This is a genomic window from Vibrio sp. OPT41 (assembly GCF_015163595.1).
Classification (GTDB): domain Bacteria; phylum Pseudomonadota; class Gammaproteobacteria; order Enterobacterales; family Vibrionaceae; genus Vibrio; species Vibrio alginolyticus.
Genome location: NZ_JADDYH010000029.1, coordinates 194117 through 217444 on the forward strand (window position 1 = coordinate 194117; position 23328 = coordinate 217444).

Sequence of the window (23328 nt, forward strand, 5' to 3'; positions counted from 1 at the left end):
AGCCCCCATATACTGCCTTAAGTAATACGTTAAACGTGAAAGCGGAAGAGAGAATTATATGAACTTGGAACGTTCCGAGCGTATCGAGATCCCGGTACTACCTCTACGTGACGTAGTGGTCTACCCACACATGGTTATTCCATTGTTTGTTGGTCGTGAGAAATCGATTAGCTGTCTAGAAACGGCGATGGAAACCAACAAACAAGTTCTTCTTGTGGCACAAAAGCAAGCGGATACTGACGAGCCTACGGTTGACGACCTATTTGACGTAGGTACGGTAGCCACCATTCTCCAGCTCTTGAAGCTTCCGGATGGCACAGTAAAAGTATTGGTCGAAGGCCAGCAGCGAGCAAAAATTAATCACTTTAAAGAGAGTGACTTTTTCCTAGCGGAAGCTGAATTTGTTGTTACGCCAGAATTGGATGAGCGTGAGCAAGAAGTGATTGTTCGCAGCGCGATTAATCAGTTTGAAGGGTTCATTAAGCTAAACAAGAAGATTCCACCAGAAGTGCTAACGTCACTTAATGGTATCGACGAAGCCGCACGCTTAGCGGATACCATTGCGGCTCATATGCCGTTAAAGTTGGTGGATAAGCAGCAAGTGCTTGAAATTGTTGACGTCACTGAGCGTCTGGAATTCCTGATGGGCCAGATGGAATCAGAGATCGACTTGCTGCAAGTTGAAAAACGAATTCGTGGTCGCGTTAAAAAGCAAATGGAAAAATCTCAGCGTGAGTATTATCTGAATGAGCAAATGAAAGCGATTCAGAAAGAACTTGGTGAGATGGAAGACGCACCAGACGAGTTCGAAACGCTACAGAAGAAGATTGACGAATCAAAAATGCCTCAAGAGGCACGTGAAAAGACAGAGCAAGAGCTGCAAAAGCTTAAGATGATGTCTCCAATGTCTGCTGAAGCAACAGTGGTTCGTAGCTACATTGATTGGATGGTCAGCGTTCCTTGGGCTAAGCGCTCAAAAGTTAAGAAAAACTTAGCGAAAGCAGAAGAGGTTCTTAATGAAGATCACTACGGTCTAGAACGCGTCAAAGAACGTATCCTTGAATACCTGGCTGTTCAAAACCGTATCAACAAGCTAAAAGGTCCTATCCTTTGTCTTGTTGGTCCTCCTGGTGTAGGTAAAACGTCTCTTGGTCGTTCAATTGCTTCAGCTACAGGCCGTAAGTATGTTCGTATGGCGTTGGGTGGTGTGCGTGATGAAGCGGAAATTCGTGGTCACCGTCGTACTTATATCGGCTCATTACCAGGCAAATTGATCCAGAAGATGTCGAAGGTTGGTGTGAAGAACCCGCTGTTCTTATTGGACGAAATCGACAAAATGTCTTCAGATATGCGTGGTGATCCGGCATCGGCTCTACTAGAAGTACTTGATCCTGAACAGAATAACTCGTTCAACGATCACTACCTAGAAGTGGATTACGATCTCTCTGACGTTATGTTTGTTGCGACATCGAACTCGATGAACATCCCGGGTCCATTGTTAGACCGTATGGAAGTTATTCGTTTATCTGGTTACACCGAAGACGAGAAGCTGAACATTGCAAAACGTCACCTTGTTGATAAACAAGTGAAGCGTAATGGCTTGAAAGCGGATGAGATCGTCATTGAAGATTCTGCGATTATTGGCATCATTCGTTACTACACGCGTGAAGCGGGTGTCCGTAACTTAGAGCGTGAGATTTCTAAGATCTGCCGTAAAGCGGTGAAGAACATCTTGCTGGATAAGGACATCAAGTCAGTAACGGTAACGATGGACAACCTAAAAGAGTACTTAGGTGTTCAACGTTTCGATTACGGTAAAGCGGATGAAAGTAACCGAATTGGTCAAGTAACTGGCCTAGCTTGGACCGAAGTGGGTGGCGATCTATTAACGATTGAAACTCAATCAATGCCAGGTAAAGGTAAGCTGACACAAACGGGTTCTCTTGGTGATGTGATGCAAGAGTCTATCCAAGCAGCAATGACAGTGGTTCGCTCTCGTGCAGAAAAGCTAGGTATCAATACTGACTTCTACGAGAAGAAAGATATTCACGTACACGTCCCGGAAGGCGCGACACCAAAAGATGGCCCAAGTGCGGGTACAGCAATGTGTACAGCATTGGTTTCTTCTCTAACAGGCAACCCTGTGAAAGCAGAAGTAGCGATGACGGGTGAAATCACACTGCGTGGTGAGGTTCTACCTATCGGCGGCCTAAAAGAGAAGTTACTTGCGGCACACCGTGGTGGCATTAAGACAGTGCTAATTCCAAAAGATAACGAGCGTGATTTGGAAGAGATTCCTGATAATGTTATCGCGGATCTGGAAGTTATCCCTGTACAGTGGATTGATGAAGTACTGAAAGTCGCACTAGAGCGAGACCCGACGGGCGTTGAGTTTGAGTCTCAAAAATAGTGATGTGTAGCAAAAATAAGTAAAAGTTTACGCTGATAAGCCCAAAAAGGCTTGTCAGCGTTTTTTTTGGGCGCTAAGTTAGTTTCGATAGCTGCCAGCCCTTGATGAATAAGGGGTGGAGCATATTTTCTTAACAATGGAACGAAAGTCATCACAAAAATAATCACAGATGACACAAAGGGGAAATTACAGTGAATAAAACTCAGTTAGTAGAACAAATCGCAGAAAATGCAGATATTTCTAAAGCGTCAGCGGGTCGTGCTCTAGATGCATTCATCGAAGCAGTAAGCGGAACTCTTCAATCTGGTGATCAAGTCGCTCTAGTTGGCTTTGGTACATTCAGCGTTCGTACTCGTGCTGCACGTACTGGTCGTAACCCAAAAACTGGTGAAGAAATCCAAATCGCAGAAGCAAAAGTACCAGCTTTCAAAGCTGGTAAAGCACTGAAAGACGCTTGTAACTAATCACGGCGTTATTTCTGTAACCGGCCATTTGCTTAACTTTTGCTCAAACAATAAGTTTCGAACAAAAATTTACAAACTTCGAGCCGAACTTTCTTAAATTATGCGCATCATACTGATGCGCATTTCTTTTTCTGATATTATTGCGCCATTATTTCTATTAGATAGAAGCAGTAGGCTTCAATTGTGGAGAGCAGTTAAATTATGATGGATCGACTACGCGAAGGCGTGAATAGCATCGCGGTCAAAATTATCCTTGGACTTATCATCCTGTCTTTCGTATTTGCAGGTGTAGGTAGCTACATCGTTGGTGGTAGCAACAACTCTGCAGCGAAAGTCGGTAACACTGAGATTCCTCGTGGTGAGTTCGAGATGGCATACCAAAATGAGCGTAACCGTATGCAAGCTCAGTTGGGTGACTACTTCTCTCAAATGCTGGCTGACCCTGCATATGTTGAATCTTTCCGCAAATCCGTTTTAGATCGAATGATCAATGACGTGTTGCTTGACCAACAAGCTGAAGCTTTGGGTCTGCGAATCAGCGACACTCAAGTGCGTAGCATGATTCTAGACATGCCTCAGTTCCAATCTAATGGTCAGTTTGATCAAGAGATCTATCAAGCTTCTTTGCGTCGTGCAGGCTTTTCGCCAGACTCTTTTGCTGAGTACATGCGTCGTGAATTGGTTCGTGAGCAACTGCTGAATGCGCTACAAAACAGTGAATTTATTCTGCCGGGTGAAGTACAAGCAGAAGGCAAGCTGTTCACTCAAACTCGTGATATTCGCACGATTCAGATCGACTTAGCGGAGTTTGCGAAAAATATTGAATTGACCGACGAAGAAATTCAAGAGTACTACAAAGCAAACCCAGACAACTTTACACGCCCAGAGCAGGTTAAAGTTTCTTACATCGAACTGTCAGCTGAAGCGCTAAAGGAACAAGTTAATGTTTCTGATGCTGAGGTGAAAAAGTACTACGACGAGCACTTAAACAAATACTCTTCAGAAGAGCAACGACGTGTCGCTCACATTCTTGTAGAAGGGGACGATGAAGCAAAAGCGCAAGCTATCCTAGATGAGCTAAACGCGGGTGCAGATTTTGCGACGCTTGCTCAAGAGAAATCTGACGATTTTGGCAGCGCTGAAAACGGTGGTGACCTAGGTTGGATTGAGCGTGATGTGATGGACCCTGCTTTTGAAGAAGCGGCATTCGCACTGAAGAATCCTGGCGATACGTCGGGTCTAGTAAAGTCGGACTTTGGCTATCACATTATCAAGCTTGAAGAGCTAAAAGATTCTGTGGCGAAGCCATTTGAAGAAGTCGCTGCTGAAATCAAACAAGAGATGGTCGACCAACAAGCGATCGATCAATTCTACGAGTTGCAAAATGAGCTTGAGCGCGTAGCGTTTGAATACCCAGACTCATTGTATGATGCTTCTCAAGCGGTTAACCAAGAAGTGAAGACAACGGACTTTATTTCTCAGGTTGATGCACCTGAAGTGCTTCGTAGCCCTGCGGTAATGCAAGCTATCCTAAGTCCTGAAGTTAAAGAAGATGGCCTAAACTCTGAAGCTATCGAAGTTGCGCCTGAGCATATTATCGTTGTTCGTGTTGAAGATGCGCGTGACGAGACAGTTCTTCCACTAGAAGAAGTGAAAGATCAGGTTGTTGCAGAGCTATCTCGTGTTAAAGGTGAGCAAGAAGCGATGGAACTTGGAACACAAGTCGTTGCGGCATTGAAAGAAGGTAAGACGAACGTGCTTGCTGAAAACAATCTTGCCTTTGGTGAACAAGAGACAGTAGATCGTCGTTCTCCGTTAGCAACAACGGTATTCGCGATGGCAAAACCAGTCGATGGTAAACCAGTATACGGTCAGTCTAAAGATCTTGAAGGTAACATCATTATCATCGAGCTTGATGCTGTAAACGCAGAGCTAGATAGTGAGTTAGAAGATCAAGTTGCGATGCAAATGCAGCGTGCATCTTCTCAGCAAGATTTATCATCTGTACTAGCCGTACTGCGTGCAAATACTGACATTGAGTACTTTGTTGTGAGCAACTAAGCACAATTAGTGTAATTTGTATGTTGAATAAAACGGACCGCATAAGCGGTCCGTTTTATTTTTGTCTTTATGAACTTCAATCATCAATAGGCATTACTTAAATTAGTGCGCGTTTAAGTGATAGCGGCCGTTGTGAATTCCGGGTCATCTCAGTTTGTTAAATGCATAACCATATTGCTTTCCATTGCAAACTAGATAGTGACTCGCTCTCGATGACTGTTTTTAGCCTACTATTTTGGAGATTGTATGTTCAATATGAAATGGATTTTGACATTGTGCTTATTTGTTTTTGCACCTTTTAGCATGGCTGCGGATTCAGCCACTGACAAATATGAAGGAATTGAAATTACTGTAAATATCAACACGGCCACTGCTGAAGAAATTGCGACCATGTTGAAAGGTATAGGTGAGAAGAAAGCGCAGAGTATAGTGGACTACCGCGAGGAACATGGCCCTTTTAAAACGGCAGCAGATTTGAAGAGCGTAAAAGGCATAGGTGAAGCGACAGTTAAGAAAAACGAAGACCGCATTTTACTGTAGCTTGATGTATTGCAGATATTGAGTCTGAACTCAGAACAATATCTGTTTCCCTATTACTGCTTTCCCGAACCAGTCCCTCTTTCGTGGTTCGGGATTTTTTATCCGAATAAACGACGGCGAAGGCCTTTTTCCATTAAAGCCATTACTAACCCACCGAGTGCGCCAAACATATGAGCATCAATAGCAACGTTTGCACCGATAAGCTCAGCAGTACTGCTGGATGGGCCATAGACCTGCTCCCATGCTACTTTGGCGATTAGCCCTCCGACTAACAACACACTGCTTCTTCTGCTTTCAAAGACTTCTCTGAGCGCCCAAAATCCAAACAATCCGTGTAATACGCCGGATAAACCCACGTACACCGACATGTTGGTAAACAAATTCAGCGCACCAACACATGCACATAAGATTGAAAAAACGATAAGGAAGTTACGAGTGCTTGGGCGAAAAATAAAAGTAATGATCCACAATCCTGCGAGGTTCATTCCTAAGTGCGCAAAGTTGGTATGTGTGAGATTTCCTGTTACGATTCGCCACCATTCACCATGGCGTATATTGTAGCTGTGCCACTCGGTTAGGTTTGCCATTGGTTCAAATTGAAGTATCAAACAGATCACGCTGATAATACTCAGCAAGGTATAAAGGTTCACTCTATGTCTCGTTATTGTTCTCGTTGTGGAAAATCGCAAAAAGCGTGTATTTGCCAATGGATTGTACCGCTGGCAAGCGAGGTAGAACTTATCATTCTTCAGCACACGAGTGAAGAACATCGTCCGCTTGGTACGGCACGGATTCTCAATTTGAGTTTAGATAACTGTATTTGTTTGATAGGAGAGGACTTTTCTTGTGATGATGTCTTAAATCACTTATTAGCGGATGAGTCATATCAACATTTTGTTCTTTACCCATCAGAAGAGTCACGATGCATTTCTGAAATCACTCAAACGAGTCATAGTGTATCTAAGAAAATACGTTTGATTTTGCTCGATGGTACGTGGAAAAAAGCGTACAAAATGTGGCAACTCTCAAGCAACTTACATCCACTCCCAACCGTGCAGTTGCCTAAGCAACTACAAGGGCACTACACCATTCGTAAGGCGCCCTCTGAGAATAGCTTATCGACAGTCGAGGCTGGTTATCATTCGCTTCGCTTGTTTGAACCCGAGCGAGACTTTACACCGCTGATGCGTGCGTTTGAAAAGATGATCGAATTCCAAATCGCCCAGATGCCTCCGGGCGTTTTTGAAAAGAATTACTTGAAAGGTTGAGTGTTACTAAAGAACGATGGAAGAGAAAAGTTGGCGGTGTAGCTTTTGCGCGTGACCATCGGTCATTGCAGAAATATAATCGGCGATGACCCTCATTTTATTGCTCTCGCTCTTCGCCTGACACCACAGATCTCTTGTATGAACGGGTAGTAATCGCTCTGGGTCTGCTGTTAACGCTTCAAAAATATCCATAATAATTTGCTGACCCTTATACTCAACGATCTGGACCTGCGGGACTTGGATAACGAAGGTGCTGACAAAGTGCTTGAGTACGTCAAGTGCACGTGCCATCTGTGGTTCTAAACACGCATTCCAAGACAGTAACGGGTTATTAAACGGCTCATCCACCGTTTTGATTGAAATGCTGGTCAGTAGCGCGTTAACCATACCACCGATAGCATCTTTCCGCTCATGGTGCTTACCGCTAAATAGCATCTGTCCGATGGAATCGATATGAGCTTCAAACCACGGGTCGCCACAGTCCGCTAATTGACTTGCTGCGCCTTCTTGCCATTGCTGACGTGTCACCATACCAAGTACGATTGCATCTTCTAAATCATGAACACCGTAGGCGATATCATCTGCTAGCTCCATGATTGAGCAATCGAGTGATTTAAAACGCGTTTTACTGTGCTCAAACTCCGATTCTGGCGTTGAACGCATCAGACTAAGCAATGCCTTGTCGTTGTCAGAAAGCGGTGCAATTACCCAATCAAATAAGTCTTTATCACAATCATAAATGCCTTTAGCTGGGCTCCAATCTTTTGCTTTTAGTTTACGTTGATGCTCGGCTGGTTGAGGCAACTTGACGGAGCGTGTTTGACTAATGAGGGCAGGGTACTTAATCAAACCAAGCAGTGTGCGGCGTGATAAATTCATTCCGAAATGCTCAGTATAAGGCTCTAACTTAGTGACGATACGAAAGGTTTGGGCGTTCCCCTCGAAGCCGCCATGTTCGCGCATTACGTAGTTTAGAGCGACTTCTCCCCCATGACCGTATGGAGGATGCCCGATGTCGTGAGCCAAACATAATGAATCAATTAAGCTGTCTGATGGTAATAGATCGCGGAACTCTGGCTGTTTTTTCTTTAACTGGGCGACGATACCGGTCCCTAGTTGCGACGCTTCTAAGGAGTGTGTTAACCGACTGCGGTGAAAGTCTTCCAAGCTATTGCCGTGTACTTGGGTTTTTGCTTGTAGGCGTCGAAATGCAGCCGAGTGAAGAATGCGCGCTCGGTCTCGTTGGTACGGGCTCCGATGGTCGTCTCGACGGATTTTATGCTCATCATCATGGCGCTCTTGCCATTGCGGGTGTAATTCAAACGACACGATTATCTCCGTAAGCTAACTGATTTCATCTAACGATAATTCGAAACTTGGGGCAAAGGTATTGAGAAAGTAATCCATTTCAGGCGTTCTGCGTTCTTGCAAAGTGACGTCTAAGCGTTTTTTTGCCAGAGCGAACTCATGGTTGCCGGCGCTTAGTTCTTCAAGACATTTTAAATAGGCACAGATGGAATCGGCTTGCTTAACGATTTTTGCGTCCTCTTCGTGTGCAGAGTGAGAAAGAAGATAGGGGGCAAAATCATCGTGGAACTCTTCCGGTAACATTGAGAGTAATTTTTGTTCCGCTGCCGATTCTATCTTCTTATATTCTTTGGCAATTTCAGGGTTGTAATACTTCACTGGAGTTGGAAGATCACCCGTTAATACTTCACTGGAATCATGGTACATGGCAAGAATAGCGATGCGTTCTGGATTAAGGTTGCCGCCGAACTTTTTGTTTTTAATTAGGGCAAGGGCATGAGCGACAAAAGCAACTTGTAAGCTATGCTCTGAAACGTTTTCTGGTGAGACGGACCGCATTAAAGGCCAGCGTTGGATCAGCTTCATTCGAGCCAGGTGGGCGAAAAAATGGCTTTCTTTCATGGCTTCCTCCGTTTCTGGTGTAAAAAAAGGAACTCACTAGGAGTTCCTCTAAGCATATGAGAGATCAGCACTAATTACTACCAGTGATTCATTACTGGCTGTAGGTTGATAGGAATCTTTCAAAACGTCCAATAGCGATTTCTAGATCTTCAACGTGCGGTAGTGTCACGATGCGGAAGTGGTCTGGTTTTGGCCAGTTAAAACCGGAACCTTGCACCAGTAAGACCTTCTCTTGTTTTAAGAAATCTAAAACCATCTGCTGATCGTTCTTGATGTTGTACATTTTAGTGTCGATTTTCGGGAAGAGGTACATCGCACCCTTAGGTTTGACACAAGAAACACCAGGAATCTGATTGATCAGTTCATACGCTCGGTTGCGCTGCTCTAATAAGCGTCCGCCAGGTAAAATCAGTTCATTAATACTCTGGTATCCACCTAACGCGGTTTGAATCGCATGCTGCATTGGTACGTTTGCGCATAAACGCATCGATGAAAGCAGCTCCAAGCCATTCACGTACCCTTGAGCCAGATGTTTAGGCCCCGTTAGGAACATCCAGCCACCACGGAAACCACAAACACGGTAGGCTTTTGAAAGGCCATTGAATGTCATGACTAGCACGTCTTCAGTGAGTGTGGCGACTGAGGTATGTGTTGCACCGTCGTACAACACTTTGTCGTAGATCTCATCTGCGAAAATGATCAGTTTGTGCTGGCGTGCTATCTCAATCACTTCAAGTAGGAAGTCACGGCTGTATACCGCACCTGTCGGGTTGTTCGGGTTGATCAGAACAATGCCACGTGTCTTTGGTGTGATTTTCTTTTTGATGTCTTCAAGGTCTGGGTACCAGTCAGCCTCTTCATCACATAGATAATGAACCGGCTTACCACCAGATAGTGCAACTGAAGCTGTCCATAACGGATAGTCTGGTGCTGGGATCAGCATTTCGTCGCCATTGTTTAATAGCGCTTGCATGGCCATTACGATCAACTCAGACACGCCGTTACCTACATACACATCTTCGACATCTAGCGAGCGTATACCTTTACGCTGATAGTGTTGGACCACAGCTTTACGAGCAGAGTAAATACCTTTGGAATCACAATAGCCTTGAGAAGTCGGCAGATTACGAATCACGTCGACTAAAATCTCATCAGGGGCGTCAAAACCAAATGGGGCAGGGTTACCAATGTTTAGCTTTAGGATTTTATGCCCTTCTTCCTCCATGCGCTTAGCATGTTTGAGTACAGGACCCCTAATGTCGTAGCAGACATTGTCGAGTTTTGACGACATCCCGATATTTTGCATTGTTTAATTCCTAAAAATTCGTTAATTTCTTTATTAAAATACAATAATTTGTTTTTTATTAGAATATATATCTGTAAATAATCTGTCTGCTGGTTAAGTTTTGCTCGCTTGCTATCACAGGATTTTGCAAAAGATCGCATACGACCTTGATTTGCTTTGGGTCTAAACTTAGAGTAGCCGTCAGTTACCATTTATCCTCACATACAACGAGGTTGATTTGTCACAGTTCCATCAAGCCGTAAAGAGAATTATCGAGCGAGTTCAGCAATCGGAAGGCAATCAAACACGTCTGGTCGAGCCCCTTAGCGAGAAACCTAATTTCTCATTTATTGATTGGCTTGATGCACAACCACTTTTCCCTAAGTTTTATTGGCAGTCCCGCGATACACGTGAAGAGGTCGTTGCACTAGGGCAATTGCACGCTTTTGTTGAGCCAGGTCCTGCTTATACCATTCTAGGTGAAGGGCAAAGAGTTTGGGGCGGGCGCTCTTTTGATGGGCAGCATGAGAAGAATCGTCGCTGTATGCCTTCTTTTTTCTTTTTGCCTCAAATTGAGTTAATTCGTTTTGACCAACAGTGGTCTCTCGCAGTTAATATTTCAGAAGACAAAGCGCGAACTCTAGCTGGGTTGAATAAACTGGTTTGTGAGGTCGCGACCTTAGCTCCAATTTCGTCTCACATCTGCTCTATTGTTCATACGCCAAGTCAGCCTCAATGGAATGAGTTAGTTCATAAGGTTCTGACTGGTATAGAGAATGATGATTTTAAGAAAGTGGTTTTAGCGCGTCGCTCTACCGTGCAGCTTGATAACACATTAAGTGCTGCACAGCTACTTAAAGCAAGTTACTTAAATAACCATCATAGCTTCCATTTCATGCTGAGCTTAGACAGTAAGCACAGTTTTATGGGGTCTACGCCAGAACGTTTGTATTCTCGCGTAGGGCATGAGCTACATACCGAAGCGTTAGCAGGTACGATTGGTCGGGGGGACAATGCCACTCAAGATATGGAGTTGGCGAATTGGTTATCCCAAGACCAAAAGAACCTCAACGAAAACCAGTATGTGGTGGACGACATCATTGAGCGTCTATCACCGCATTCTGAAATGGTTGAAGTGGAAGCTGAACCGAGTTTGGTCAGACTACGAAAAGTGCAGCACCTTAAGCGAAATATTCACGCTAGTCTAAGAGCGGGGATAAATGGTGTTCAGTTGTTATCGGCGCTTCAGCCAACAGCGGCGGTTGCTGGCTTACCCCGACAAGAGTCCATGCAGTTTATTCTTGATAATGAGCCCTTTGCACGCGGCTGGTACGCGGGGTCAATGGGTTACATAAGCCATGAACGAGCAGAGTTTTGTGTCGCAATCAGAAGCGCGCTTGTGCTCGGTGATCAAGTACAACTGTTTGCGGGCGCAGGTATTGTGCCTGGTTCTGTGGCAGAACATGAGTGGGCAGAACTTGATAAGAAAATGTCGACGTTACTTACGCTGATTTCTGATCATCCGCCATTGGGAGTCGCATCATGAGTCATGACCAAGCGGTGCTCAATCGAGTTTGGTCAGAAACCATATTGATTGAGCTTCAGCGATTTGGCGTTAAGCATGTTTGTATCGCTCCCGGATCTCGTTCTACTCCTTTAACTTTAGAAGCGGCAGAACAGTCCGACTTTTCCATTCATACTCATTTTGATGAGCGTGGACTGGGCTTTATGGCTCTTGGTTTAGCGAAAGCTACTCAGGAGCCAGTGGCAATTATCGTTACCTCTGGTACGGCAGTGGCGAACTTACTACCGTCGGTTGCCGAAGCCAAACTTACTGGTGAAAAGCTGGTGCTGCTGACAGCAGATCGTCCAGTAGAACTTGTCGGCTGTGGTGCAAACCAAGCGATAAATCAATTGGGTATTTTTTCACATCATGTTTCGGCCAGTTTGAATTTACCAAGCCCAAATTTAGCAACGTCGCTTAACTGGTTGCTGACCTCTGTTGACGAAGTGATGTTTACTCAGCAATTGCAGGGTAGTGCTGTTCATATTAATTGTGCATTTCCAGAGCCTTTGTATTCCAACGGCGCAAAAGCGGATTATCAAACCTACTTAGATTCGGTCGCCGGATGGCGAAAAGGAAGCGGCACTTATACTCAGCGTTTTAGCCATTTGTCACAGGCGAACATCCCGCCTTTTTCGGACAAAAAAGGCTTGGTTGTGATTGGCAGCTTACCGCTTGAACAAGCGAAGTCGGCGCAGGCATTTGCACAAAAGATGGGATGGCCAGTACTTGCAGACCCGCAAAGTGGTCTCAGTTCGGATTGGGCGTATTACGATGTATGGCTTCAACTTCCCGAGTTCGCAAACGAGCTTGAATCTTGTGAACTTATTATCCAATTTGGTAGCCGAATCATCTCCAAACGTTTGAACCAATGGATTGATAAACAAGTATCGAAAAATCAACAAAGTAAAGACGTTCAGTATTGGTATGTCTCACCTTGTATGGACCGGAATAACCAAAATCATCTGGCGCAAATGCACTGGGTTGAGCCTCCTAAAACGTGGGTTTCTCGCATTAGTTTTGAGAAGTCAATATTTGCTGGGTGGGCTGATAGGTTAGCGAATGACGTTAAGCGAGTTCATCAACGTATCGAAGAAGCCTTCCTATCTGATTCAGCGTCTGCCATTGACGAAATTGCGTTGGCAGCAGACATCAACGAGCGCACAAAGAACGTAGATGTTTTCTTGGGTAATAGCTTGTTTGTTCGGCTTGTTGATATGTACGGAAAATTGGATGGTGTAGAGGTTTTCACTAATCGAGGCGCGTCAGGGATTGACGGTTTGTTTGCTGCGGCATCAGGCGTGCAACGGGCAAGAGGTAATCCGTTACTAATGTATATCGGTGACACAGCAGCACTTTATGATCTCAATTCTCTGGCGCTATTTTCTCACAATAAACTGCCGGCGATACTTGTTGTTACTAATAATGACGGCGGTGCGATTTTTGATATGTTGCCAGTACCACCAGAGCGCAGAACGACATATTATCAAATGCCTCATGGTTATCAGTTTGAACACGCGGCAAAGCAGTTTGGTTTGTCGTATTTGCATGTTTCTACACTGGAGCAATTCCAATCATCTGTAAAAGAGCATTTATGTCACGGCCAAGGAACGTTGCTGGTCGAGGTTCAAACCCCATCTAACCAAGCTGCTGAGAGACTCAAGGCATTTAATAAGAGTCTGAATGCTTTACTTTGAACGTTTCCCTGTATTAGAAAAACACCAAAGTAGAACGTTGCCCACTTTGGTGTTTTTGCATGGCTTACTCGGTAGCGGTGCCGATTGGCTCGCGTGTTTAAATGCATTACCCGAATATGAGCGTGTTACGGTTGACCTTCCTGGTCACGGACGCAGCCAATCTATTTTTTGCTGCGATTTAAATGATTGCTGCAAACTTCTTGGTTCCACACTATCTTTATTATTTCCCTCACAACAACCACTTATTTTGATTGGTTACTCTATGGGCGGCCGCATTGCGATGCATGGTATTGCCCATCAATGCTTTCCAGATCTCAATATTGCGGGCGCGATTGTTGAAGGGGGAAACTTCGGGCTTCAAACTGAGTCAGAGAAACAGGTGAGATTAGAGAATGATGCTCGCTGGGCAATGCGTTTCAAAACTGAACCACTTGAACGTGTTTTGAACGATTGGTACCAACAAGCGGTGTTTTCTTCACTAAACCATGAGCAAAGACAAACATTCATTGCGAAGCGAAGTGATAATCTTGGCTCAGCGGTGGCGAATACGTTGATGGCGACATCGTTAGCCAAACAGGCATATTTGTTGCCCTCACTGCAAAAGCAGAACATACCAGTGTATTACTTGTGTGGTGAGAAAGACCAAAAATTTAGCCAACTGGCACAACATAGCGGGTTGGCGTATCGACAAGTTGAAGGCGCTGGTCATAACGTCCATCAAGAGCAGCCCAAACAGTTTGCGATACATACCAAGCAAATAATTCAGTCTCACTTTGGTGAGAGTAACGAGAACAATGGGAATCACCATGGCTAAAACAGTAGGCATTTCTGAAGAAGAACTTTACGCTCCGGTTCAATGGAAAGATTGCGGCGAGAAATACGAGGACATTCATTACCATAAGTCTGAAGATGGTATCGCGAAAATCACCATTGCGCGTCCTCAAGTGCGTAACGCGTTTCGTCCTCAAACGGTAAAAGAGATGATTGATGCGTTGGCAGATGCGCGTTACGACTCTGGTGTTGGCGTGATCATTCTGACAGGTCTAGGTGAAGACGCATTCTGTTCTGGCGGCGACCAGAAGATCCGTGGCGACTACGGCGGCTATAAAGACGACCAAGGCACACATCACCTCAACGTATTGGACTTCCAACGTGATATTCGTACTTGTCCAAAACCAGTGATCGCATCGGTAGCTGGTTGGGCTGTTGGCGGTGGTCATGTACTGCATATGATGTGTGATCTAACAATTGCAGCTGACAACGCTCAATTTGGTCAAACAGGCCCTAAAGTGGGTTCATTTGACGGCGGTTGGGGCGCATCTTATATGGCTCGTATCGTAGGCCAAAAGAAAGCTCGCGAAATTTGGTTCCTATGTCGTTTCTACAATGCTCAAGAAGCGGTAGACATGGGCCTAGTAAACACAGTTGTACCACTAGCGGATCTAGAGAAAGAAACCGTTCGTTGGTGTCGTGAAGTACTACAGCACAGCCCAATGGCATTGCGCTGCCTGAAAGCTGCATTAAACGCAGATTGTGATGGTCAAGCGGGTCTGCAAGAGCTAGCGGGTAACGCAACGATGATGTTCTACATGACTGATGAAGGCCAAGAAGGTCGTAATGCCTTTAACGAGAAGCGTCGCCCAGACTTCGATAAATTCCCTCGCAACCCATAATCCGTCTAAATGAGGAGCGTGTTAGCTCCTCTGTTACTTTTTTCCTGAGCGCCTCGCCCTCTGGGAGGCTGGTGGGATTGCTCGTCAGAACGCTCAAATATACGGCATTACATAGGACTTGAATTATGCGTGAAGCGAAAATTTATCGTTATAGCTTGCCCATGGATAGTGGTGTCATCCTACGTGACAACAAGCTAACCGAACGTGTTGGTTATGTTGTTGCGCTTTCCGAAGATGGTAAAACAGGGCTTGGAGAAGTCGCTCCTCTTCCTTGTTTTAGCTTAGAGAGCACCGAAGATGCGGGTGTTCAGCTACAAGAACAGGCGGAGCGTTGGGTAGCAGAGTTGGATGTGGATTATGCCAAGATGTACCCGTCGGTTGCGTTTGGTTTATCGATGGCACAGCTTGAATTAGCTGGTGGCTTACCACAACAAGGTAAATACCAAACAGCGCCACTATGCACTGGCGACCCAGATGAGCTCATTCCAAAGCTGAACGAGATGGAAGGTGAGAAAGTCGCTAAGGTGAAAGTTGGACTTTATGAGCCAATTCGCGATGGCATGCTTGTGAACCTTTTTCTTGAATCAATCCCTCAATTAACGCTTCGACTCGATGCCAATCGCGCTTGGACACCAGAAAAAGCGCAGCAGTTCGCTAAGTACATTGCTCCGTCTCTGCGTCAACGAATCACGTTTCTAGAAGAGCCGTGCCGCTCTCCTGGCGATAGTCTCTCTTTTGCGATTAATACTGGTATTGCTATCGCTTGGGATGAAACATTGCAAGATGCGGTTCGTCGTGAAGATTTCCGTCTTGAAGATCTAACTGGTGTGAAAACGATCATCATCAAACCCACACTCATTGGTTCAGTGGATTTTTGTATTACACTGATAGAGAAAGCGAAGTCACTGGGGATGAAAGCAGTGATTAGCTCGAGCATTGAATCCAGTCTCGGTTTAACTCAATTAGCGCGCTTTGCCCAATGGCAGCTGCCTGATGAAGTTCCAGGTTTGGATACGATTGGCTTATTCAAAGCTCAGCTAGAGCAGGGCTGGCCTAAGTGTGAACTTCCCGTTCTTCCTCTAAAAGACCAGGAGATTGTGTGGCATTCTGCGTAGACAATATTGCGAAGGCACCATGGAAATATTGGGCTCAAACGAGCCCTTTTTCTATTGCACTCGAGACATCAACAGAAGTATTAAACTGGCAACAACTCTCGAAGCGTATTGACCAATACACTCACTATTTGAATGACTTGGGTGTAACTCGGGGGGATGTGCTGACTTTGGTTGGCAAGAACCAAGTAGAAACACTGTTGTTTTATCTTGCCTCCAAACAGTTAGGCGCGCTCGCTGCGCTGACCATGGAACAACCACTAGATAAGTTGCAGAGTAAGCTTGCTACACTTTACAGGCCTGATCAAACTCGGTTTATCTGGTTTTCTCAGGAGTGCGCTTCGATCTTTTCTGAACATGATATACAAAAACTCAAGGCAACATTGCTTTCACCGCCTGTAGTATCGCAGCAAGAGAGTGATTCGTTGACTGAAGATAGCTATCATCATGACCGGCTCGCTTCAGTAGTATTTACTTCTGGCTCTACAGGGGAGCCTAAAGCTGTGGTTCATACACATCGACAGCATCTTGCGTCTGCAGAGGGCTTGTTGCAGGAGTTCATTTTCACTCAGCAAGATGCTTGGCTGTTATCGCTTCCGCTGTATCACGTCTCTGGATTAGCGATTGTCTATCGTTGGCTATATGTCGGAGCAACACTAAAAGTCGGTTCAGGGAAACTTGTTGATGATGTTCAGGGCGTATCACACGCTTCTTTGGTTGCGACTCAGCTCAAACGGTTATTGGATGATGATGCACATTTGTCATTGACACATGTGCTACTGGGCGGCAGCCACGTTGATCACGAGTTGGCACTACGAGCAACAGGGCAAGGCATTGAGACATGGTTAGGTTATGGGATGACGGAGGCGGCCTCTACCGTTACCGCAAAGAGAATTGACAGCACCAGTAATGCTGGACATGTATTGAAGCACCGTAAGATAAAATTAGTTGACCAACGCATTTTTGTTGGCGGTAAGACATTAGCGGCAGGGTATTTCCATCAAGGACATGTTACCCCATTTCTGGATGAGAAAGGCTGGTTTGACAGCAAAGATCTTGGCGAGTGGCAAGGTGATGAATTAAAGATAATCGGCCGTGCCGACAATCAGTTTATCTCTGGTGGTGAGAATATCCATTGTGAAGAGATTGAAGCCGCTTTGAACCAAATTGATGGTGTAGTGCAGAGTATAGTGGTTCCAGTCGAAGACGCGGAGTTTGGTCATAGACCAGTAGCTGTGATTCAGACCAATGGATTGCGCAGCAAGTCGGAGTATGACCAGCACTTGCAATCAAAGTTAGAGAAGTTTAAATGGCCAGTGGAATACCATGTAATGCCACAAACTCTACTAGAAGGTGGGATCAAAATTTCACGTAAGGCCGTGAAAGAGTGGCTGCTGTCATCACTTCAGCATTAGTCAATTTTGCTATGTATTAGTCATAAAGAGAATTTCGTATCCTTATAACTCTGAATCATAATTATGCTTCTTAGTGGAGAGAAAATGCATAAGGTTCAGGATGGCAAAGCTAGTTTTAATTGCGGCAGTAGCACTACAAATTGGTATCGCGATAAGTAGTGAAGGGCTAGCCCGCTCTCTTGCAGAGCTAACGGCATTTTTGATCGTTATAGCGTTGGTCGTTATATACAAAAATAGCAAACGGGAAATACCGTCCCCTCAACGCGATAAGCAGACCACCAATATCTAAAACAGTAACCAACTTAGAGAAGTGGTAGAAATTAGCACCCACAGAGTCACACCAAACAACAGCGGCTTAGCTCCAGCTGACTTTAGTTTTGAAATTGAAATGCTGCAACCTATCAAAAACAGACATACAACCAACGCTTGCTTTGCTCCAATGAAAATGCCGTGATAGACCATTTCAAATTGAGGAAAGAAGTCGCTAAACGCGATAGCTGCACAGTACCAAAAAATGAAATAAGGGATAGCTAGTTTTTTCTTTCCATTCTCTTTTGGGCCTCTTGAAAAGATGACGGCACTGATCAAAGCAACAGGAATGATCCATAAAGCGCGCGCGAGTTTCAATGTTGTTGCCGTCGTTAGTGCTTCTTCCCCAAAGGCCGAGGCAGCCCCGACAACAGAAGATGTGTCATGAATGGCAATCGCAGCCCATGTGCCAAACGTGTGTTGATCTAGCCCTAAAGCATGTCCAATCACAGGAAACACAAAGAGTGCAATGGAGTTCAGGACAAATACCGTTGCCAGTGCTAATCCAATCTGCTCGTCTTTCGCTTTAATGGCCGGTGCCACAGCAGCAATTGCGCTACCACCACAAATTGCAGTACCTGATGAGATTAAGTAAGCGGTTACTCGCTCCAATTTAAGTACCCTGGCAATGAGAGTGCCCATGATCAGTGTGCCTGTAATAGTGGCGATGATCAGGCCGATACCATCCGATGTGACTGCAAGTGCTTGCTCAAAGTTGATGCCAAAGCCTAAGCCAATAATCGAGTAAGACAGCAGCTTTTTAGTAAAAGAAGCGATGGGCAGCTCGGAAGGCACAAAACCAAAACTTGCGAGTAGAAAACCGATAACTAGAGCAATAGGAGAGGAGGCAAGAGGGGTTAGACAAAAAAGTAACGCCAATCCAAACAGGAGGTAGTTTCTATTCAAGGTTTTTATTCGCTGTTGTGAATGAAAGGGAGAGTATATCGCACTGGGTGTGGTCAGTTTGTCTTAATGATTTGAACACATGTTCAGTTATCCTAAACATGTGTTCAAGTGTATTTATCGCCAGTCGCCTCTAAGTTGATGCACTTTATCGAACATTGTTTTTGCCGTTGCCTCGTTTGGTGGCACCGGTTGTCCTGCCTCAATTTCTAGCTTTGACCAAAATCGAGTCGGTAAGCCACAGCATGCGCGACCTTTTGCGCGGCTGAAATAGCTTCCCCATAAGCCTTTAAGTGCAACAGGTATGACGGGTACTGGGCTACGACGTAGAATGATATCAATACCGCGCATGAATTCATTCATTTCACCATCTGAAGTTAATCTTCCTTCAGGGAAAATACAGACGATATGACCTTCGCTTAGCGCGGCTTCCACATCGTTAAATGCACGTCTGATAGAGCTTCTGTTACTCGCTGAAATTGGAATTACCCCAGTTCGACGTAAAAAGCGCCTTAATGGAGGTAGGTTGGCGTAATCTTCCTCCATCACAAAACGAATCAACCTTGGGCATACTGCACTAAGTAGCAATGCATCCATGTAGCTTACATGATTACATACAATCAATGCCCCACCATGCTCGGGTAGGTTGTGTAGATTCTTATGCTTAACTCGATAGATGGTGTGCGTAAGCATCCACATGACAAAGCGAACAACAAAAATAGGAATTTGCAAAAAGATGTAAGCGGCGACTAAGAAATTTAAAATGGCTAACAATGCAAACAGTTGAGGAATTGTCATCTTGATTACACTTAGGCACACAATACCTAAGACAGCGCTGCCGACCATAAACAGAGAGTTAAAGATGTTGAGCCCTGCGATGACTTGAGCACGTTCGGTTTCCTTTGCTCGATGCTGCATTAATGCGTAAAGAGGCACGATAAACAAACCGCCCGAAGCACCAATCATCAATAGGTAGAAAAATAATGGCCAAAAAAGCTCATATCTAAAGAAGTCTACAAAGTTATGGAAAGTAGGTAGATCATTGGGAATGGAAGTGGCCATTAGGTACCCAAATACCGTAATGCCAAATGCACCAATTGGCACAATACCGACTTCTATACGATGGTTTGAGATCCAATTGCAAAGTAGCGACCCTAGCGCGATACCAATGGAAAATAGAGCGAGCAAGAAAGACACCGCACTCTCGGTGCCATTTAGGTAAATCTTAGTGAAATTCGGGAATTGTGTTAGATATGCGGCGCCTAAAAACCAAAACCAGCTTATTGCCATTATGCATTGAAAAACAACTCGATCGGATTTGGCGATAGAGAGCGTGTGTTTGGTTTGCTTGTATGGTTGCCAACGAAAAGAGAGATTGGGCGCGCTGGCGGCTGCAAAGGGGATTGAGCGGCTCGACAAGTAGCCTAACAATGCGAAGATCACGACACAAAATGCGGCAAGGTATTTTGCGTTGTCTGCAGAGGCTATAATCCCAGCGCCTAAGGTGCCAATAAGGATGGCGATAAAGGTACCAGCTTCAACAAGAGCGTTGCCGGGCACTAACTCTTTAGCATTTAACTTTTGAGGCAAAAGGGCATATTTAACTGGGCCAAAAAATGCTGACTGTGTGCCCATTAAAAACAGTAGCAATAAAAGCACACCATAACTTTCGGTTATGAATCCGATGGCACCTAACAGCATGATGGCTATTTCAAATAGTTTGACCTTACGAATAAACCATGACTTTTCATATTTGTCGGCTAATACGCCAGCGGAAGCAGAGAACAGAAAGAACGGTAGAATGAACAAGCCTGCCGCAAGGTTGATGAACAAATTGCTCGAAATAGGCAGTGCACTGGAGCCAGCGAATGCGACAAACAACAGCAAAACGTTTTTAAAAATATTGTCGTTGAAAGCGCCAAAAAATTGAGTAATGAAATAGGGCAGGAATTTTCTCTGCGTAAGTAAGGACGGCTGTCTGTCGGATGACATGTATAATCCTTTGTTACCAGTTCGTGAGGTAGTTGGAAAGAAGATTACTGATCAACTCTTTGCCATCAATCGGTTCACTAGAGAAAAACTTATCATCAACACTGAGTAAAGTAATGCCATGTACGCCAGACCAAAGGACTCGACTCGCTTGAATCACTTCGGATTCAGTACGATGTGGTGCGATTTGAGCCAATAGTGACTCTAGCATTCCCGTCATACCATCGATACGTTTGGCATGCCATTCCGGAAGTTCTGCTCCATTCATGTTGTGTTCGAACACTAACTGCCAACGGTATGGGTGTTTTTGAGCAAAATCGTGGTAGCAATAAGCGAGTTCAAAAAGCGCTTGATGGGAGTCTTTGCTGTCATTAGTCGCTTTGCGTGCTTCTTGAGATAACTCATCTAAAGTTTGAGCGACAACATGAAGCAACAACAAATTATAATTACCAAAAACATTTACCAATGTGCTTGGCACGTAACCAATCATGTTAGCGATTTTACGAAGACTGAGTTCGTGGTAAGAATTCTCATCTAAAAAGTTTTTGACCGTTGTTAACGTCAAATTCACTAACTCTTCTCGGGTGTGATCGTTTCTGCGCGCCATACTCTCAAACTACTTTATTGAACATCGTTCAATATGATAGTCAGCTACCTATTAACCGTCAACAAGGCAATGTGTCCAAGTGCCCTCAAGGTGTAGGATTCTGAGCTGTGTCACTGATTCTAATTCAAGTAAAACAATCTGGAGTATTAGTGAACTTATTCCATACTTTTTTTACATTGATCAAGCGCCTTCAGCTGAATTGTAAGCAGTGTGAGCAGTCTGCATTTTTGGCAATATTCTGATACATGTCAGCTTCTATAAGCTATTTTCATCAATCGGTATACAGAGTATGATGACTTAAAAATCATCTTTGGCGTGCTACTGTTTGAAACAACGATTGTTTCGTCTTGAAAATGGGGCACTATCTTAGATAGCTAACTTTAAGGATAACGATGAAACGTTTATTTTCTATTGTTGCTTTATTGATGTTTACTGTTGCTGTAACGCCTATCGCGGAAGCGAAGAAGTTTGGTGGCAGTAAGTCTTTCGGTAAGAGCTACAAAACCGCACCAGCACCGAAACAACAGCAACAAAACACCAATACGGTCGGCAAAGATCAGACGACAAAGTCTTCAAGTAAGAAAGGCCTTATGGGTGGTCTGCTAGGCGGACTTCTGGCTGGTGGTCTACTTGCTGCATTCTTTGGCGGTGCTTTTGAAGGTATCCAGTTTATGGATATCCTAATTATTGGTTTGATTGCCTTTGTCATCTTTAAACTAATGCGCGGTATGCTAGGTGCGAAGCAGGGCAGTATGAACCAGCATCGTCAACAGCCTGCATTTGGTGGCAACGCATCTAAGTTTGAGCAACCAAACATGCAAAACTTTGAGCAACAACCAAACACAAATAATGGTGGCTTTGGTGGTTTTGGCGCTCAAACAGACGTACCACATAACTACCCACCGGGTTTTGACCAAGCAGCGTTCATTAATGGTTCTCGTGAACACTATCGAATCCTGCAAGGTGCGTGGAATCACAACCAGCTAGAAACTATTGAAGAATATGTTTCTCCAAGCTTGTTTGAAGACCTAAAAGCAGAGCGCGCGAAGCTCGACGGTGAGCAGCATACTGACGTAATGTACGTTGATGCGGAGATCGTCCGTGCTGATTACGATGCAAATAAAGCACAGCTTAGTCTGCAGTTTAGCGGTCGTTACCGTGACACAGTAGAAGGTGTTGAAGAAGAAATCGAAGATATCTGGCACCTAGAGCGTGACTTGACTGCGCCTAATGCGCCATGGTTAATCGTTGGTATTCAAGGCTAGTCACCTTTAAACCAATTTAGTCACTAGTAAAAATCCCGCATCCCCTGCGGGATTTTTTGTATCTATCATTTATATTTCTTGTACGTGTTTTTATACAAACATCACTAATTGAGTCCGTTTGGTAATTTTGCGAACCCACTTTTTCTAGTAAGTCCTCAAGTGTTTTCCTAGTTATATTGAACATTCATATTAAGGCCATACGAACTAACAAAATCAAAATAGCTAGTACATTGTTTGTAGGGTAAAGATCTGCTCCTCAGCCTTTTGTTTGTGGAGCTTCACATGGGGTTGGTTGCTTTAGTGAGATTGAGTATAGGTTATACCAATCGTAGTAAATAACTGGTCATTCTAGCTTGTTAAAATACTCGATAACTGCGTTGCAATTTTTGATTGCAGAATAACTACTTATCGAAAAATTGCGCCTTGTTCTCAAGCATTTTCCCTACGCTATTTCTGATCACTTATTTACTGTGATAGGTATTAAATCGAGCAGAGTTTCGGTGAGGAGTGAAAGGTTCGTGGTAGTAGGACTATGCTATCAAGATCCTGAAACGAAAAAAGCCAGCTCAATGAGCTGGCTTCTTCAATATGGTGGAGGGGGACGGATTCGAACCATCGAAGGCAGTGCCGGCAGATTTACAGTCTGCTCCCTTTGGCCACTCGGGAACCCCTCCAGGGTGTTTTATACTTAAAAGTTAGTTTCCCAACCTAGCTTCCAAGTTGTTCTCATGTTTAAAGGAAAACATAAGAAAGAATATGGTGGAGGGGGACGGATTCGAACCATCGAAGGCAGTGCCGGCAGATTTACAGTCTGCTCCCTTTGGCCACTCGGGAACC

General features: G+C 44.6%; 20 protein-coding genes and 1 tRNA gene. 13 read left to right on the forward strand and 8 right to left on the reverse strand.

Annotated elements, in window-relative coordinates:
• Window positions 1–58: 58 nt before the first annotated feature.
• From lon to IQP38_RS13730, 4 genes are all read left to right on the forward strand, one after another.
• Entirely contained in the window at window positions 59–2410 is a 2352-nt protein-coding gene (gene lon, locus IQP38_RS13715; protein ID WP_005382343.1) for an endopeptidase La, read from the forward strand.
• Window positions 2411–2601: 191 nt separating this feature from the next.
• Window positions 2602–2874 carry an HU family DNA-binding protein gene (locus tag IQP38_RS13720; RefSeq protein WP_005382341.1) on the forward strand — a complete coding sequence of 91 codons (273 nt, stop codon included), beginning with the start codon at window positions 2602–2604 and terminating at the stop codon, window positions 2872–2874.
• Between the two features lie 201 nt (window positions 2875–3075).
• Window positions 3076–4935, forward strand: a complete 1860-nt coding sequence (gene ppiD / locus IQP38_RS13725) for a peptidylprolyl isomerase (RefSeq protein ID WP_005382334.1) — start codon at window positions 3076–3078, stop codon at window positions 4933–4935.
• A gap of 255 nt (window positions 4936–5190) precedes the next feature.
• Window positions 5191–5475 carry a ComEA family DNA-binding protein gene (locus IQP38_RS13730; protein ID WP_031777211.1) on the forward strand — a complete coding sequence of 95 codons (285 nt, stop codon included), beginning with the start codon at window positions 5191–5193 and terminating at the stop codon, window positions 5473–5475.
• 98 nt (window positions 5476–5573) lie between these two features.
• Here the strand turns inward: IQP38_RS13730 and rrtA are convergent, their stop codons facing one another.
• Complete coding sequence (gene rrtA, locus IQP38_RS13735; protein WP_017634781.1) at window positions 5574–6125, reverse strand: rhombosortase; 552 nt, start codon at window positions 6123–6125, stop codon at window positions 5574–5576.
• A gap of 3 nt (window positions 6126–6128) precedes the next feature.
• On the opposite strand from rrtA, the gene IQP38_RS13740 reads away from it, so the two are divergent.
• Window positions 6129–6743 carry a tRNA-uridine aminocarboxypropyltransferase gene (locus IQP38_RS13740; protein WP_017634780.1) on the forward strand — a complete coding sequence of 205 codons (615 nt, stop codon included), beginning with the start codon at window positions 6129–6131 and terminating at the stop codon, window positions 6741–6743.
• Between the two features lie 6 nt (window positions 6744–6749).
• Here the strand turns inward: IQP38_RS13740 and IQP38_RS13745 are convergent, their stop codons facing one another.
• The 3 genes from IQP38_RS13745 to IQP38_RS13755 all read right to left on the reverse strand — a co-directional run bounded on the left by IQP38_RS13745 (window position 6750) and on the right by IQP38_RS13755 (window position 9978).
• The gene (locus IQP38_RS13745; protein WP_017634779.1) at window positions 6750–8072 is read right to left on the reverse strand and encodes an anti-phage deoxyguanosine triphosphatase; all 1323 of its coding nucleotides are present in this window, start codon (window positions 8070–8072) and stop codon (window positions 6750–6752) included.
• A gap of 15 nt (window positions 8073–8087) precedes the next feature.
• The gene (yfbR, locus tag IQP38_RS13750) at window positions 8088–8672 is read right to left on the reverse strand and encodes a 5'-deoxynucleotidase (protein WP_017634778.1); all 585 of its coding nucleotides are present in this window, start codon (window positions 8670–8672) and stop codon (window positions 8088–8090) included.
• 91 nt (window positions 8673–8763) lie between these two features.
• Window positions 8764–9978 carry a pyridoxal phosphate-dependent aminotransferase gene (locus IQP38_RS13755; RefSeq protein WP_005384283.1) on the reverse strand — a complete coding sequence of 405 codons (1215 nt, stop codon included), beginning with the start codon at window positions 9976–9978 and terminating at the stop codon, window positions 8764–8766.
• Window positions 9979–10195: 217 nt separating this feature from the next.
• Here IQP38_RS13755 and IQP38_RS13760 point away from each other — a divergent pair, with 217 nt between their 5' ends.
• The 7 genes from IQP38_RS13760 (at window position 10196) to IQP38_RS13790 (ending at window position 17707) form a co-directional block, all read left to right on the forward strand.
• Window positions 10196–11503, forward strand: a complete 1308-nt coding sequence (locus IQP38_RS13760) for an isochorismate synthase (protein ID WP_193837673.1) — start codon at window positions 10196–10198, stop codon at window positions 11501–11503.
• A complete protein-coding gene (gene menD / locus IQP38_RS13765) occupies window positions 11500–13218 on the forward strand; it encodes a 2-succinyl-5-enolpyruvyl-6-hydroxy-3-cyclohexene-1-carboxylic-acid synthase (protein WP_193837674.1) in 1719 nt (572 codons plus the stop codon). Before IQP38_RS13760 ends, menD begins: the two co-directional genes overlap by 4 nt.
• Window positions 13205–14032, forward strand: coding sequence for a 2-succinyl-6-hydroxy-2,4-cyclohexadiene-1-carboxylate synthase (gene menH, locus IQP38_RS13770; RefSeq protein ID WP_193837675.1), 828 nt, complete (start codon window positions 13205–13207; stop codon window positions 14030–14032). Before menD ends, menH begins: the two co-directional genes overlap by 14 nt.
• Complete coding sequence (gene menB / locus IQP38_RS13775) at window positions 14025–14891, forward strand: 1,4-dihydroxy-2-naphthoyl-CoA synthase (protein WP_005382318.1); 867 nt, start codon at window positions 14025–14027, stop codon at window positions 14889–14891. Before menH ends, menB begins: the two co-directional genes overlap by 8 nt.
• A gap of 125 nt (window positions 14892–15016) precedes the next feature.
• Window positions 15017–16006 (forward strand): o-succinylbenzoate synthase, encoded by a 990-nt coding sequence (gene menC, locus IQP38_RS13780; RefSeq protein WP_017819994.1) that lies wholly within the window; start codon window positions 15017–15019, stop codon window positions 16004–16006.
• Window positions 15991–17418, forward strand: a complete 1428-nt coding sequence (menE, locus tag IQP38_RS13785) for an o-succinylbenzoate--CoA ligase (protein ID WP_017634657.1) — start codon at window positions 15991–15993, stop codon at window positions 17416–17418. The genes menC and menE overlap by 16 nt, the downstream gene beginning before the upstream one ends.
• Before the next feature lie 100 nt (window positions 17419–17518).
• Window positions 17519–17707 carry a hypothetical protein gene (locus tag IQP38_RS13790; protein WP_193837676.1) on the forward strand — a complete coding sequence of 63 codons (189 nt, stop codon included), beginning with the start codon at window positions 17519–17521 and terminating at the stop codon, window positions 17705–17707.
• Here IQP38_RS13790 and IQP38_RS13795 read toward each other — a convergent pair.
• The 3 genes from IQP38_RS13795 to IQP38_RS13805 all read right to left on the reverse strand — a co-directional run bounded on the left by IQP38_RS13795 (window position 17704) and on the right by IQP38_RS13805 (window position 21226).
• Window positions 17704–18633, reverse strand: coding sequence for a YeiH family protein (locus tag IQP38_RS13795; RefSeq protein WP_104978924.1), 930 nt, complete (start codon window positions 18631–18633; stop codon window positions 17704–17706). The two genes, IQP38_RS13790 and IQP38_RS13795, sit on opposite strands and share 4 nt — an antisense overlap.
• A gap of 114 nt (window positions 18634–18747) precedes the next feature.
• Complete coding sequence (locus tag IQP38_RS13800; RefSeq protein ID WP_017634660.1) at window positions 18748–20622, reverse strand: MFS transporter; 1875 nt, start codon at window positions 20620–20622, stop codon at window positions 18748–18750.
• A 13-nt stretch (window positions 20623–20635) separates the two neighbouring features.
• On the reverse strand, window positions 20636–21226 hold the full coding sequence (locus IQP38_RS13805; protein WP_005382308.1) for a TetR/AcrR family transcriptional regulator: 591 nt from the start codon (window positions 21224–21226) through the stop codon (window positions 20636–20638).
• A gap of 392 nt (window positions 21227–21618) precedes the next feature.
• Here IQP38_RS13805 and IQP38_RS13810 point away from each other — a divergent pair, with 392 nt between their 5' ends.
• A complete protein-coding gene (locus IQP38_RS13810; protein WP_005384268.1) occupies window positions 21619–22491 on the forward strand; it encodes a Tim44 domain-containing protein in 873 nt (290 codons plus the stop codon).
• Between the two features lie 589 nt (window positions 22492–23080).
• On the opposite strand, the gene IQP38_RS13815 is transcribed toward IQP38_RS13810, so the two are convergent.
• Window positions 23081–23165 (reverse strand) — tRNA-Tyr (locus IQP38_RS13815).
• Between the last annotated feature and the right edge of the window lie 163 nt (window positions 23166–23328).